Raw genomic sequence first — 14,021 nt, 5'->3', positions numbered from 1 at the left:
GCCGTCGGGCACGGACCCGACGACATTGGCGGCATCGACGATCACCAGGGTCTTCTCACCGGTCATCCCCGAAGGATGCCAGGTCAGCCGCCGGTGGCCGGAGACTTCTTCGCCGACTCGGGAATCGTGCCGTCCGCGCGGATCGCCTTCCAGAGGTCACCGGCCTGCGGCTCGGCGGCCACCACGCGGTTCGGGTCCTGCTTGTCGTAGGCGACCGGCAGCATGACCGTCTCCATGGAGGAGGGGTCGACGCCGTTCATCGAGCGGGCGAACTCGCTGAGCGAGGTCAGGGAGGCGAGCCCCTCGTCGGTGGTCAGCGACTTGGTGGCGGAGCTGGCGATCCTGTACGTGGTCGCCGGACTGCCCAGCAGGTCCTGCGACTTGATCTCGGTCAGCAGCGCGAGGAGGAACTGCTGCTGGAGCCCGATCCGGCCCAGGTCGCTGCCGTCGCCGACGCCGTGCCGGGTACGGACGTAGGCGAGGGACTCGGTTCCGTTCAGCTTGTGCGTGCCGGCGGTCAGGTCGAGCCCCGAGGCGTCGTCCTTGATCGGCTCCTCGACCTCGACCGTGACGCCGCCCATCGCGTCGACCAGATCCTTGAACCCGGCGAAGTCGATCTCCAGGTAGTGGTCGATCCGCACTCCGGACATCTTCTCGACGGTCTTGACCACACAGGCCGGACCGACCTGCGTGTACACGGAGTTGAACATGACGCGCTCGGCGGACGCCGCCGTCGAACCGTCGGACTTGACGCACTCGGGCCGGGCCACCAGCGTGTCGCGCGGAATGGACACCGCGACGGCCTCGGTGCGGCCCTCGGGTATGTGCACCACCAGCGCGGTGTCGGACCGTGCCCCGCTGACGCCGCCGCCCCCGCCCAGTTCCTTGTTCTCCGCCCCGGCACGGGAGTCGGAGCCGAGGACGAGCAGGTTCTGACCAGCGGTGGGGAGCTTTTCGGGGCGGTCCTCACCGAGCGCCTTGTCGATGTCGACGCCCTTGATGTTGCTGTCGAGGTCCTGGTACATCCAGTACGCCGTGCCGCCGCCCGCGAGCAGGAGGACCAGCAGGACGCCGAGCGTGATCCTGAGTCCGCGTCGGCGCCTGGGGGGCTTGGATGCGCGTCCGGTGCGGGGCCCGTCGGCCGTCCGCGCTCCGGCGCCGGTGGTCTGGTCTGTCATGGGCTCGTCTGGTTCTTCCGTCGGGACGCGCTCGGCGCGTGCGAGAGGAGAGGAGAGGGCGGACATTCCGGTCCGTGTGTGCCGAAGTCATCCCCGTGCCGCGTTTCGTCCAGGCGCCGTTCACGCCTCGAAGTCGCATTCTGTGATAGGAGGCACTCTAAAATCGACCCCTGTCAAGTATTATGGTGACACCAGTTGACGCTGTGAAAGCGAAACCGGTCATTCGACAGAGAAGCCAGGGGACTCCGCCCATCGCCGTTCGGCACCGGAGGAAGTACTCGGTGAAGAACGGGCGGGGAGCAATGGGTTTGCGTTCAGGGCGCAGGCGTGCCGGTCATCCTGTCGGGGGGACCTCTTCCGCACCTGAGGGACGGTCCGCCCCCGCACGGGGCGCCGTCGCAGCCGCGCCGCGCACGACGGGATGGCTCGTGCCGGACGGCGAAGGCCGTCTCACGGCGTACGCCGCCGCCAGGACCGGCGGCATCGTGCGCTGGACCGAATCCGCACGCTCCGACGGCTGGTCGCGGGCCGAACTCCTGCTCGCCGAAACCGGGTTGGACCCGTACATCTCCGTCGCGCGGAGCCCCCGGGGCTACGTCGACCTCTTCGGGACGCGGCGCAAGGGCAAGGGAGCCCAGGCACCCGTCGAGATCGTCTTCGCTTCCCAGTACCAGACGGGCCGCCCGATGACCGGATGGCACTCGATCGGCAACCCGCACACGGACGCCGCCCAGGCGGCGGCCGTGGGCGCCCCGGTGGCGGTCGTCGACGGCAGCGACGTGGTCCACGTCTTCGTCCGCAGTGCCACCGGCGGGGTCTTCACCCGCCGGCGCGGGCGCGAGGGCACCTGGAACAAGTGGACGGCACTGCCGTGCGAGCGGGTGCGCGACGGCATCTGCGCGACCGCCACCCGGTCCGGCCGGATCGAACTCTTCATGCCGGCCGACAAGGGCGTGTACGTGTGGCGCCAGGAGAAGCCCGGCGGCTCCCTGGACCGCGCCCCCGACCTGGCCTTCATCGCCCGGCCGGAGACAGCTTCGGGCACCGGGTCCCACGAGGACCGGGTCACCCACTTCTGGCGTGAGGACACCACCGGCGAGGTCGTCGCCTACCGGGTGCCCGCGCCCGGCGAGGAGGACGTCGCCCCCGCCCCGCTGGGCGGCCGCTCGGGGAGCGGCCCCCTCGCGCTGTCCCGGTGCCTGGTGGACGGCTACGACTGCACCGTGCTCGCCCAGACCGAGGAGACGGGCACCCTCGCGGTGACCGCCTACCCCACCGAGACGGAATCCGCAGGCGCATGGTGGACCGACACCCGCGAACCCTGCGAAGGCGCGCCGGCACTCGCCCGCGACCGGGCGGGCCGGCTGGTCGTGGCGGCGATCAGCCGGGAAGGCGGGCTGAGCGTGACCAGGCAGCGGACGGATCAGCAGGGCCTGGCACTGGAGGCCTGGCTCCGCTTCTGAGCCCGAGCCCGCGCTCCCCGCGCGGTACGCGGGGCTGCCAGGGCCGGCCGACGGCTGGGTCATGGCCATGCCCCCCGTCACTCCGCCTTCTCGGAGACACGGACCGAGAGTTCGGTGCCGGCGGTGTAGTACGGCTTCACGAGGACGTCCGGGCCGTCCTCGGGCTGCACCACGGCGTTGGGACAGGCGAGGACTCCCTTCACGTCCACCACGTCCGTGAGGAAGCGGCCCAGCCGCGCGAGGCGGCGTCAGTCCTTCCGTCACCTCGGCGGCGCGCACGCCCCGCGCGTACCGGAGGAGCCTCACACCCGGCCGGCGGGTGTCGCGCCGCAGGCGCTTGCTCAGCCGTACGCCCAGGTGCTTGCGCAGGACGCGCGGGGCCGTGCCGAGACCGGAGAGGCCGTGCTGGAGGATCAGCCGGTCGCGGGCCGGCAGGAGCCGTACCGGAAAGCGCCTCGGGGAGTGCGGCAGCAGGCGCCGGTAAAGGCGCAGCGCGGAGGTGGGGATCCGCCGGAAGGTGCAGCCAAGTGAAGCGAAAGTGTCGCAGAGGTGAAGAATAACAAGATTTTAAGGTTTAATCTGCAATTAAATGATTCCGATCCGGCTACGTACTCGACTTTTCCGTACACACGGAAGCGGGCCGTACGGTGATCCGTACGGCCCGCTTCCCGCTGGTCACGCGGATTCGGTGAAGAGGTGCGGCGCGCTCCCTCAGGCGGGAACGCTCGCCACGCCCTGCTCCAGGAAACGCTTCCCGTTGACCCGCTCCGAGACGCCCTCACGGTCCAGGTACGGCGTGATGCCGCCCAGGTGGAAGGGCCAGCCCGCACCGGTGATCAGGCACAGGTCGATGTCCTGGGGCTCGGCGACGACCCCCTCGGCCAGCATCAGGCCGATCTCCTGCGCCACCGCGTCCAGGACGCGGTCACGGACCTGGTCCTCCGTCAGGACGACGTCACCCTGCTTGAGGAGCGCCGCGACCTCCGGGTCCAGCTCCGGCTTGCCGGAATCGTAGACGTAGAAGCCGCGCTTGCCGGCCTTGACCACGGCCGCGAGGTTCCCGGAGACCGTGAAACGCTCCGGGAAGGCGCGGTTCAGGGTTTCGGAGACGTGCAGGCCGATGGCCGGGCCGACCAGCTCCAGCAGGACCAGCGGGGACATCGGCAGACCGAGCGGCTCGATGGCCTTCTCCGCCGTCCCGACGGGGGTGCCCTCGTCGATGATGTTCTGGATCTCGCCCATGAAGCGGGTGAGGATGCGGTTGACGACGAACGCCGGGGCGTCCTTCACCAGGACCGCCGTCTTCTTCAGCTTGCGGGCGACACCGAAGGCCGTGGCCAGCGAGGCGTCGTCGGTCTGCTCGCCGCGGACGATCTCCAGGAGCGGGAGGACCGCGACCGGGTTGAAGAAGTGGAAGCCGACGACCCGCTCGGGGTTCTTCAGCTTCGACGCCATCTCGGTGACCGAGAGGGACGAGGTGTTCGTGGCGAGGATCGCGTGCGCCGGGGCGACCGCCTCGACCTCCGCGAACACCTGCTGCTTGACGCCGATCTCCTCGAAGACGGCCTCGATGATGAAGTCGGCGTCGGAGAAGCCCTCCGCCTTGTCCAGCACCCCGGAGACCAGGGCCTTGAGACGGTTGGCCTTGTCCTGGTTGATGCGGCCCTTGCCGAGCAGCTTGTCGATCTCGGCCCGGACGTAGCCCACGCCCTTGTCGACACGCTCCTGGTCGATGTCCGTGAGGACGACCGGGACCTCCAGGCGGCGCAGGAACAGCAGCGCGAGCTGACTGGCCATCAGGCCCGCGCCCACCACGCCGACCTTGGTGACCGGACGGGCCAGGGCCTTGTCCGGAGCGCCGGCCGGGCGCTTGGCGCGCTTCTGGACCAGGTTGAAGGAGTAGATCCCGGAGCGCAGCTCGCCGCCCATGATCAGATCCGCGAGGGCCTGGTCCTCGGCGTCGAAGCCGGCGCCCAGGTCGCCGCTCTTCGCCGCCGCGATGATCTCCAGCGCGCGGTAGGCCGCCGGAGCCGCGCCGTGCACCTTGGAGTCGGCGATCGCCCGGCCGCGGGCGACTGCCTGGTCCCAGGCGTCACCGCGGTCGACCTCGGGACGCTCCACCACGATCTCGCCCTTGAGGACGGAGGCGGTCCAGATCAGCGACTGCTCCAGGAAGTCCGCGCCCTCGAAGATCGCGTCGGCGATCCCGAGCTCGAAGACCTGCTTGCCCTTGAGCTGGCGGTTCTGGTTCAGCGAGTTCTCGATGATCACCGAGACGGCACGGTCGGCGCCGACCAGGTTGGGGAGCAGCGCGCAGCCGCCCCAGCCGGGGACCAGGCCGAGGAAGACCTCGGGCAGCGAGAACGCCGGCAGCGCCTTGGAGACGGTGCGGTACGAGCAGTGCAGACCGATCTCGACACCGCCGCCCATGGCCGCGCCGTTGTAGTACGCGAACGTCGGGACCGCGAGGCCGGACAGCCGGCGGAAGACGTCGTGGCCGCCCTTGCCGATGGCCAGCGCGTCCTTGTGCTCCTTGAGGAGCTCGACGCCCTTGAGGTCGGCGCCCACCGCGAAGATGAAGGGCTTGCCGGTGACACCGACACCGGTGATGGATCCCTCGGCCGCCTCCTTCTCGACCTGGTCGATGGCGGCATTCAGGTTCGCCAGCGACTGCGGGCCGATGGTGGTCGGCTTGGTGTGGTCGAAGCCGTTGTCCAGCGTGATGAGGGCGAAACGGCCCGCGCCGCCGGGGAGGTCGAGGTGGCGTACGTGCGCCTGTGTGACGACCTCGCCGGGGAACAGCTCGGCCGCGCCCTTCAGAAGCTCGGCGGTGGTGGTGCTCACTTGTTGCCTCCGTCGAAGTTCGGGTTCTCCCAGACGACCGTCGCGCCCATGCCGAAGCCGACGCACATGGTCGTCAGGCCGTAGCGGACCTCCGGCTGCTCCTCGAACTGGCGGGCCAGCTGGGTCATCAGGCGGACGCCGGAGGAGGCGAGCGGGTGGCCGTAGGCGATCGCGCCGCCGTACTGGTTGACGCGCCGGTCGTCGTCGGCGATGCCGTAGTGCTCCAGGAAGGCGAGCACCTGCACGGCGAAGGCCTCGTTGATCTCGAAGAGGCCGATGTCGTCGATGGACAGACCGGCCTTGGCCAGGGCCTTCTCCGTCGCCGGGATCGGGCCGTACCCCATGACCTCCGGCTCGACACCCGCGAAGGCGTACGACACGAGGCGCATCCTGACCGGGAGCCCCAGCTCGCGAGCGGTCTCCTCGGACGCGAGCAGCGAGGCGGTGGCGCCGTCGTTGAGACCCGCGGCGTTACCGGCTGTCACGCGGCCGTGGGCGCGGAACGGGGTCTTCAGGCCCGCCAGGGACTCCAGCGTGGTGCCCGGGCGCATCGGCTCGTCGGCGGTGACCAGGCCCCAGCCCGTCTCCCCGGCCTCCGCGTTGGTGCGGCGCACGGAGACCGGCACCAGGTCCTGCTGGATCTTGCCGTCGGCGTACGCCTTGGCGGCCTTCTCCTGCGAACGGACCGCGTACTCGTCGGCGCGCTGCTTGGTGATCGAGGGGTACCTGTCGTGCAGGTTCTCCGCCGTCATGCCCATGAAGAGGGCGGACTCGTCGACCAGCTTCTCCGACACGAGACGCGGGTTCGGGTCCACGCTCTCGCCCATCGGGTGGCGGCCCATGTGCTCGACACCGCCGGCGATGACGACGTCGTACGCGCCGAAGGCGATGGATCCGGCCGTCGAGGTGACGGCGGTCAGCGCGCCCGCGCACATGCGGTCGATGGAGTAGCCGGGCACCGACTGCGGCAGACCGGCCAGGATGCCGGCGGTACGCCCGAGGGTGAGGCCCTGGTCGCCGATCTGGGTGGTCGCCGCGATGGCGACCTCGTCGATCTTCGCGGGGTCCAGGTCCGGGTTGCGGCGCAGCAGCTCCCGGATGGCCTTCACGACGAGATCGTCGGCGCGGGTCTCGTGGTAGATGCCCTTCGGGCCCGCTTTGCCGAACGGGGTGCGGACGCCGTCGACGAAGACGACGTCCCGGATGGTACGAGGCACGGTGGCTCTCCTCCAGGGTGCGGGGTGGCACTGCTGCGGGCGCACCCAACGGCGCGCCACGCCCCTCATGCTACTTGCGGGTAACCAGACTGCCCACCCCCCCTCACCGGAGCGGTGAACGTCACATGCGGAAGGCGTGCCGCCGGTGGGGCGGGGGGCCGGGTAACTGGCGTGAAATCGATCCTCCTGGACGGGGCGGCCCGGGGTGCGCACCCGACACGCGGACGCCCCCTGCCGGATCGGGCAGGGGGCGTCCGCGGGTCGGGAGGTATCAGGCGCTCGTGTCCAGGGCTCGCAGCAGCAGGGGGCCGACCTGCTCGATCTGCCAGTGGCGCGCCCCGTATCCGGCCAGCGCGGTCTCGACCGCGTCCGCGGTCAGGACCTTGGGCGGCTCCCAGCAGACCCGGCGCACGGTGTCCGGGGTGATCAGGTTCTCCTGGGGCATGTGCAGCCGCTCGGCGAGCTCCGACACCGCGGTGCGGGCCGCCGACAGCCGGGCGGCGGCGGCCGGATCCTTGTCGGCCCACGAGCGGGGCGGCGGCGGTCCCGCCGGCTGCTGGCCGGGCTGCGGCAGCTCCGACTCGGGCAGCGCCTTGGCGCGGTCGACGGCCGCCTGCCACTGCTCCAGCTGACGGCGTCCCATGCGGTGCCCGAAGCCGGGCAGTGCGGTCAGCGCGGTCACGTTCACCGGGAGCGCCAGGGCCGCCTCGATGATCGCGGCGTCCCCGAGCACCTTGCCGGGCGAGATGTCACGCCGCTGCGCCACCTGGTCGCGAGCGGTCCACAGCTCCCGCACGACCGCGATCTGACGGCGGCGGCGCACCTTGTGCATGCCGGAGGTCCGGCGCCAGGGGTCCTTGCGCGGGGGAGCGGGCGGCGCCGAGGCGATGGCGGCGAACTCCTCCAGGGCCCATCCCAGCTTGCCCTGCCGGTCCAGCTCCTCCTCCAGGGCGTTGCGCAGGTCCACCAGCAGCTCGACGTCGAGCGCGGCGTAGCGCAGCCAGGGCTCGGGCAGGGGGCGGGTGGACCAGTCGACCGCGGAGTGGCCCTTCTCCAGGGCGTAACCGAGGACGTTCTCCACTATCGCGCCCAGGCCGACGCGCGGGAATCCCGCCAGCCGTCCGGCGAGCTCCGTGTCGAAGAGAGAGGTCGGGGTCATGCCTATGTCGCGCAGGCAGGGCAGGTCCTGGGTGGCGGCATGCAGGATCCACTCGGCTCCGGTGAGGGCCCGGCCGAGCCCGGACAGGTCGGGGCAGCCGACCGGGTCGATCAGCGCGCTTCCCGCGCCCTCGCGGCGCAGCTGCACGAGGTAGGCCCGCTGCCCGTAGCGATAGCCCGAGGCACGCTCGGCATCGACGGCGACGGGACCGCTGCCGGCGGCGAAGTCCGCGATCACCCGGGCCAGCGCGTCGTCGGTCGCCACCACCGGGGGAATGCCCTCGCGCGGTTCGAGCAAGGGGATCGGCGCCGGGGCGACGTCGTCCGGGGGAGCGCCCCCGGTGGTTCGCAGTGAAGTGTCTGCTGCGGTCTCTTGGGCGTCGGTCACATGCCAAGGGTATCTGTGTATGCGCGTCGCCCGTCGACGGAACGTTCCGTCGACGGGCGACCACGCACGTAAACCGGCCGGTTACGCGTCCGCGCAGGTGCCGGCCGGGGAGACGGGTCAGTGGATGATGCCCGTACGCAGGGCCACGGCGACCATTCCGGCGCGGTCCCCGGTGCCGAGCTTGCGGGCGATGCGGGCGAGGTGGCTCTTGACGGTGAGTGCGGAGAGGCCCATCGAGACGCCGATGGCCTTGTTGGACTGGCCTTCGGCGACCAGGCGGAGCACCTCCACCTCGCGGCCGGAGAGTTCGCGGTAGCCGCCCGGGTGGCTCGGGGAACCGGGAGGCCTGCGGTGCATACGGGCGGCGTTGGCGCCGATCGGGGCGACGCCGGGACGGGTGGGGTGGCCGATGTTGGTGCGGGTGCCGGTGACGACATAGCCCTTCACGCCGCCCGCGAGGGCGTTGCGCACCGCGCCGATGTCATCGGCGGCGGAGAGGGCGAGGCCGTTCGGCCAGCCGGCGGCTCGGGTCTCGGACAGCAGGGTCAGCCCGGAACCGTCGGGCAGGTGGACGTCGGCAACGCAGATGTCGCGCGGGTTGCCGACGCGGGGGCGGGCCTCCGCGATGGACGACGCCTCGATGACGTCACGAACTCCGAGGGCCCACAGATGGCGGGTGACGGTGGAACGGACGCGCGGGTCGGCCACGACGACCATGGCCGTCGGCTTGTTCGGGCGGTAGGCGACCAGGCTTGCGGGCTGCTCGAGGAGAACGGACACCAGGCCTCCTGGGGAGTGGCGGGACGGGCCGGCTCGGGGGTGAAGCCGGGGCGATCCGTGCTTGAAGGGTCATTGACCTCTTCGGCAGCAGGTGCGTCCTCCTTTAGAGGAAGATCACGATTTAGTGAGTAACAATTCGGGCAAATAGGATGCGCGATCGATTGTACGAAAAGAGAGCCGGTCCCTGTGCGACCGGCTCTCCCCGAAGGTGACGCAGCGTCATGGGAGCTGGGGCCCGCGCCGCTGGGGCAGTGTCACCACCGTCGCGTCGGCCGCGTCCGAGGGCGGAAGACCGGCGAGCTGGCAGAGCAGATCACCCCAGGCGACCAGGTGCGCCCCCATGTCCGGCACCCCGCCGCGTCCCTCGCGCGGTGTCCATGAGGCCCGGATCTCGATCTGCGTCGCCGGGCGGCGCGCGGACAGCGCGCCGAAGTAGTGCGAGCCGGCGCGCGTCACCGTGCCCCCGGCCTCGCCGTACGAGAGGCCCCGGGCGTCCAGGGCTCCGGTGAGCCAGGACCAGCACACCTCGGGGAGCAGCGGGTCGGCCGCCATCTCCGGCTCCAGTTCGGCCCGTACGAGTGTCACCAAGCGGAACGTGCCCTGCCAGGCGTCGTGTCCGGACGGATCGTGCAGGAGGACCAGACGGCCGTCGGCGAGGTCGTCCTCGCCCTCCACGACGGCGGCCTCCACGGCATACGCGTGCGGGGCGAGCCGCTGCGGCGGCCGTGTGGGCTCGACCTCCAGTTCGGGGCGCAGGCGCGCGGAGCGCAGCGCGTCGACCGCCGACCGGAACGCACGCGGGACGGTGTCGCCGTCCACGCTCCCCTCGCTGTCAGCGCCATCGGAATGATCGGAAAATTGTCCCTGAGCCGGAGCCATGCGGGGAAGAGTAGGCGGAACCGGAGCGCCGTGCAGGGAGGGACACCCATGCGGCGTCCGGCTCGTCGTCACGCCGTGCGAAGATTCTGTGCGTGAGTGCCAACGACCTTCCCCCAGAGCTCAGCTCCGTCCGATCCGGGGAGGGCCCGTCCTCGGGCCTGCGGACAACCCCCGCCACCCACGACTCGGCCTTCCTCAAGGCCTGCCGCCGCGAGCCGGTGCCCCACACCCCGGTCTGGTTCATGCGTCAGGCGGGGCGTTCGCTGCCCGAGTACCTGAGGGTCCGTGAGGGCATCGCGATGCTCGACTCCTGCATGATGCCGGAGCTGGTCACCGAGATCACGCTGCAGCCCGTACGCCGCCACAAGGTCGACGCCGCGATCTACTTCAGCGACATCGTCGTACCGCTCAAGGCCATCGGCATCGACCTCGACATCAAGCCCGGCGTCGGACCGGTGATCGCCGAGCCCATCCGCACCCGCGCCGATCTGGCCCGGCTGCGTGACCTCACCCCCGAGGACGTCCCGTACGTCACCGAGGCCATCGGGATGCTCACCGCGGAGCTCGGCGCCACGCCGCTGATCGGTTTCGCCGGTGCGCCGTTCACCCTCGCGAGCTATCTCGTGGAGGGCGGCCCGTCCCGCAACCACGAACGCACCAAGGCCATGATGTACGGCGAGCCGGAGCTCTGGGCGGCCCTGCTGGACCGGCTCGCGGAGATCACCGGCGCGTTCCTGAAGGTCCAGATCGAGGCCGGAGCATCAGCGGTCCAGCTCTTCGACTCCTGGGTCGGCGCCCTGGCCCCGGCCGACTACCGCCGTTCCGTGATGCCGGCCTCCGCGAAGGTCTTCGACGCCGTCGCCTCCTACGGCGTCCCGCGCATCCACTTCGGCGTCGGCACCGGCGAGCTGCTCGGCCTCATGGGCGAGGCCGGCGCGGACGTCGTCGGCGTGGACTGGCGCGTCCCGATGGACGAGGGCGCCCGCCGGGCCGGCCCCGGCAAGGCGCTCCAGGGCAACCTCGACCCGGCGGTGCTCTTCGCGCCGACCGAGGTGGTGGAGGCGAAGACCCGCGAGGTGCTCGACGCGGCCGCCGGCCTGGAGGGCCACATCTTCAACCTCGGCCACGGCGTCATGCCGACCACGCCCCCGGACGCCCTGACGCGCCTCGTCGAGTACGTGCACCAGGAGACGGCGCGCTGACCGCTCGCGGTCAGCGGCCCGCCGCCCGCACCGCCGACACGGCCTTGCGGGCGGCCACCAGGACCGGGTCCCACACCGGGGAGAACGGCGGGGCGTAGCCGAGGTCGAGGGCGGTCATGGCCTCCACCGTCATCCCGGCGGTGAGCGCCACCGCCGCGACGTCCACGCGCTTCGCCGCCCCCTCACGGCCGACGATCTGCACCCCCAGGAGCCGGCCGGTCCGGTACTCCGCGAGCATCTTCACCGTCATCGGCTCCGCCCCCGGGTAGTAGCCGGCCCGGCCCGTCGACTCGATCGTCGCCGTGACGTAGCGCAGGCCGACCGCCGCCGCGTCCTTCTCGCGCAGTCCGGTCCTGGCGATCTCCAGGTCGCAGACCTTGCTCACCGCCGTACCGACCACGCCGGGGAACGTGCCGTAGCCGCCGCCGACGTTGGCCCCGATGACCTGGCCGTGCTTGTTGGCGTGGGTGCCGAGCGCGATGTGCCGGGTGCGGCCGGCGACGAGGTCCAGGACCTCGACGCAGTCGCCGCCCGCCCAGATGTCGTCCTGCCCCACGACCCGCATCGACAGGTCCGTCAGGAGACCTCCGTGCGACCCGAGCGGCAGTCCTGCCTCACGGGCCAGGGCGGTCTCCGGCTCGACCCCTATGCCGAGCACGACGACGTCCGCCGGACAGGTGTCCGCGTCCGTGGCGACCGCCGTCACCCGGCCGTCCGGGCCGGTGACGATCCGGGTGACCGAGGCGTTGTTGACCGTGGTGATGCCCAGTGCGTCCATCGCGTCGTGGACCAGCCGCCCCATGTCCGGATCGAGCGTGGCCATCGGCTGCGCGCCGCGGTTGAGCACCGTCACCTCGAAACCGCGTTTGAGCATCGCCTCGGCCATCTCTACACCGATGTAGCCCGCGCCGACCACGACCGCCCGGCGCCCCGGAGCCCGGTCGAGCGATTCCAGGAGAGCCTGGCCGTCGCCCAGGCTCTGTACGCCGTGGACGCCAGGAGCGTCGATCCCGGGCAGACCGGGGCGCACCGGCCGGGCACCCGTGGCGATCACCAGCTTGTCGTAGCCCGTCCAGTACGTCTCACCGCTGTCGCGGTCCAGCGCCCGGACGCGGTGCCCCGCGACGTCGATCTCCGTCACCTCGGTGCGGGTGCGCAGATCGATGGAGCGGTCCCGGTGCTCCTGGGGCGTACGGGCGATGAGGGCGTCGGGCCCCTCCACGTCGCCGCTCACCCAGTACGGGATGCCGCAGGCGGAGTACGAGGTGAAGTCGCCGCGTTCGAAGGCGACGATGCTCATCTCGTCCGGTCCCTTGAGCCTGCGGGCCTGCGACGCGGCGGACATGCCCGCCGCGTCGCCTCCGACGACCACCAGTCGCTCCGCCGTCATTGCCAGGTCCCTTCGCCGCCGTATGCAAGGTCAGGGGCCCACGCTACGGCCCCTACGGGGCGGGTGGGGCCTGCGGTGCCCCCGACGGCTCCCGGGGCGCCGTGCGGCGCCGTGGCAGGCGGCCGCGCAGCAGCCGCCACAGGAGCACCAGCACGGCCGCGGCGGCCAGGAACGGCGCGGTGGCGCCGATCGCCACCGCGATCCACCGCAGCATCGTCACGAACGCGTCCCAGCCGCCGGCCAGCGCGTCCAGGAAACCGGTGTCCTCCTCCCCGGGGTCCTTGCCGTCCTCGTACGGTTCGCCCAGTTCGAGGGTGACCGTCGCCAGCGAGGTGCGGTCCTTCAGCGATGCCTGCTGGGCGAGCAGGGACTCCAGGTCGGCCTGGCGGCTGCTCAGTTCACCCTCCAACGACACCACATCGGTGAGCTTCTCCGCCTTGTCCATCAGCTCGCGGACCCGTGCGACGCTCGCCCGATGGGTGGCGATCCGGCTCTCCACGTCGACGACCTGGCCGGTGACGTCCTCGGCGTTCGACGTGCGGGACAGGAGCTTCCCCGACCCGGCGAGTCCGCGCAGGACCTCGTCGTACCGCGACTGCGGCACGCGCAGGACGAGACGCGACATGTCACGGGTGCCGTCGACCCGTTCCGTGGTCTCCTCCGCCACGAGTCCACCGGCGTCCTCGGCGGCGGAGCGGGCCGCGGCGACCGCTTCCGGCACACTCCTCACCTCGAGGGAGAGGGTGGCCGTGCGGATGACGTGAACCGCGACCGGGGAGCCCGGCTCCGGTGCCGACGAGGCGCCGTCGGCGGGCTCCGCCGCGGACTTCTCACCGGCACCGGCGCCGGCCGCGGCGGGCGCCGCCGCCCTGCTGTCGGAGGCGGAGTCCGGCTTCTGCCCGCCGCTGTCGTCAAAGGCGCCGCACGCTCCGGTGGCCAGGAGGGCGACGAGCAGTCCGGCGGCCGCCGCCGCGCGGGTGCGGCGCCGTCCGGACCGTGCGGGCGGATGGCTGTCCGTGTGGCGTCCGTATGACATGACGTGTCCCCCCAGGGCCGTTGTCGATGGTGCCGGTTCGACGTACGGCCCCCGGGCGCGGGTTTCCTGCCTGCGGTTTCGAAGTGGTCACGTTCGGGACTCGGGACGGGTTTGAGAGAGTGGACCCATGCAGCGTCCTCTTCAGCGAGACACCACACGCACGGGCCACGCCGTCGTCATCGGCGGTGGCATCGCCGGACTCGCCGCCGCCCACCGGCTGTCGGCCTCCGGCCTCCGGGTCACCGTCCTGGAGGCGACCGAGCGGCTCGGCGGCAAGCTGATGACCGGCGAGATCGCGGGCACCCGGGTCGACCTCGGGGCCGAGTCGATGCTCGCGCGCCGGCCCGAAGCGGTCGAGCTGGCGGCCGCGGTGGGGCTCGGCGACCGGCTCCGGCCGCCCGCCACCGCCACCGCCTCGGTCTGGACCCGCGACGCCCTGCGCCCCATGCCCAAGGGGCACGTGATGGGCGTACCGGGCGACCCGGC

At 71.7% G+C, this 14,021-nt stretch carries 12 protein-coding genes; 3 read left to right on the top strand and 9 right to left on the bottom strand.

What is annotated here, in order from left to right; translation table 11 throughout:
* Positions 1-83 precede the first annotated feature (83 nt).
* Positions 84-1,178, bottom strand: a complete 1,095-nt coding sequence (locus VN520_RS06835; RefSeq protein WP_325745943.1) for an LCP family protein — start codon at positions 1,176-1,178, stop codon at positions 84-86.
* A 428-nt stretch (positions 1,179-1,606) separates the two neighbouring features.
* On the opposite strand from VN520_RS06835, the gene VN520_RS06830 reads away from it, so the two are divergent.
* Positions 1,607-2,641 (top strand): hypothetical protein, encoded by a 1,035-nt coding sequence (locus VN520_RS06830; RefSeq protein WP_325745942.1) that lies wholly within the window; start codon positions 1,607-1,609, stop codon positions 2,639-2,641.
* A 77-nt stretch (positions 2,642-2,718) separates the two neighbouring features.
* On the opposite strand, the gene VN520_RS06825 is transcribed toward VN520_RS06830, so the two are convergent.
* The 6 genes from VN520_RS06825 to VN520_RS06800 all read right to left on the bottom strand — a co-directional run bounded on the left by VN520_RS06825 (position 2,719) and on the right by VN520_RS06800 (position 9,907).
* On the bottom strand, positions 2,719-2,853 hold the full coding sequence (locus VN520_RS06825) for a hypothetical protein (RefSeq protein ID WP_325745941.1): 135 nt from the start codon (positions 2,851-2,853) through the stop codon (positions 2,719-2,721).
* Positions 2,854-3,352: 499 nt separating this feature from the next.
* The gene (locus VN520_RS06820; RefSeq protein ID WP_325745940.1) at positions 3,353-5,485 is read right to left on the bottom strand and encodes a 3-hydroxyacyl-CoA dehydrogenase NAD-binding domain-containing protein; all 2,133 of its coding nucleotides are present in this window, start codon (positions 5,483-5,485) and stop codon (positions 3,353-3,355) included.
* Positions 5,482-6,702, bottom strand: a complete 1,221-nt coding sequence (locus VN520_RS06815; RefSeq protein WP_325745939.1) for an acetyl-CoA C-acyltransferase — start codon at positions 6,700-6,702, stop codon at positions 5,482-5,484. Before VN520_RS06815 ends, VN520_RS06820 begins: the two co-directional genes overlap by 4 nt.
* Positions 6,703-6,973: 271 nt before the next feature.
* Positions 6,974-8,248, bottom strand: coding sequence for an HRDC domain-containing protein (locus VN520_RS06810; RefSeq protein WP_325745938.1), 1,275 nt, complete (start codon positions 8,246-8,248; stop codon positions 6,974-6,976).
* Between the two features lie 117 nt (positions 8,249-8,365).
* Positions 8,366-9,028, bottom strand: a complete 663-nt coding sequence (locus tag VN520_RS06805; protein WP_033300087.1) for a helix-turn-helix transcriptional regulator — start codon at positions 9,026-9,028, stop codon at positions 8,366-8,368.
* Positions 9,029-9,247: 219 nt separating this feature from the next.
* Entirely contained in the window at positions 9,248-9,907 is a 660-nt protein-coding gene (locus VN520_RS06800) for a DUF3000 domain-containing protein (protein WP_325745937.1), read from the bottom strand.
* 92 nt (positions 9,908-9,999) lie between these two features.
* On the opposite strand from VN520_RS06800, the gene hemE reads away from it, so the two are divergent.
* Positions 10,000-11,109: a uroporphyrinogen decarboxylase gene (gene hemE / locus VN520_RS06795; protein ID WP_414719784.1), complete on the top strand. Its 1,110-nt coding sequence runs from the start codon at positions 10,000-10,002 to the stop codon at positions 11,107-11,109.
* A 10-nt stretch (positions 11,110-11,119) separates the two neighbouring features.
* Here hemE and VN520_RS06790 read toward each other — a convergent pair whose 3' ends face one another.
* Positions 11,120-12,499, bottom strand: coding sequence for an FAD-dependent oxidoreductase (locus tag VN520_RS06790; protein WP_325745936.1), 1,380 nt, complete (start codon positions 12,497-12,499; stop codon positions 11,120-11,122).
* A gap of 52 nt (positions 12,500-12,551) precedes the next feature.
* Positions 12,552-13,535 carry a DUF4349 domain-containing protein gene (locus tag VN520_RS06785; RefSeq protein WP_325745935.1) on the bottom strand — a complete coding sequence of 328 codons (984 nt, stop codon included), beginning with the start codon at positions 13,533-13,535 and terminating at the stop codon, positions 12,552-12,554.
* A 127-nt stretch (positions 13,536-13,662) separates the two neighbouring features.
* Between VN520_RS06785 and VN520_RS06780 the strand changes: the two genes are divergently transcribed.
* Positions 13,663-14,021, top strand: a 359-nt coding sequence (locus VN520_RS06780) for an FAD-dependent oxidoreductase (RefSeq protein ID WP_325745934.1), incomplete at its 3' end; no start/stop codon positions are given.

This window comes from Streptomyces sp. (assembly GCF_035563135.1).
Lineage (GTDB): Bacteria > Actinomycetota > Actinomycetes > Streptomycetales > Streptomycetaceae > Streptomyces.
This window is presented reverse-complemented; position numbering and strand designations above follow the sequence as displayed.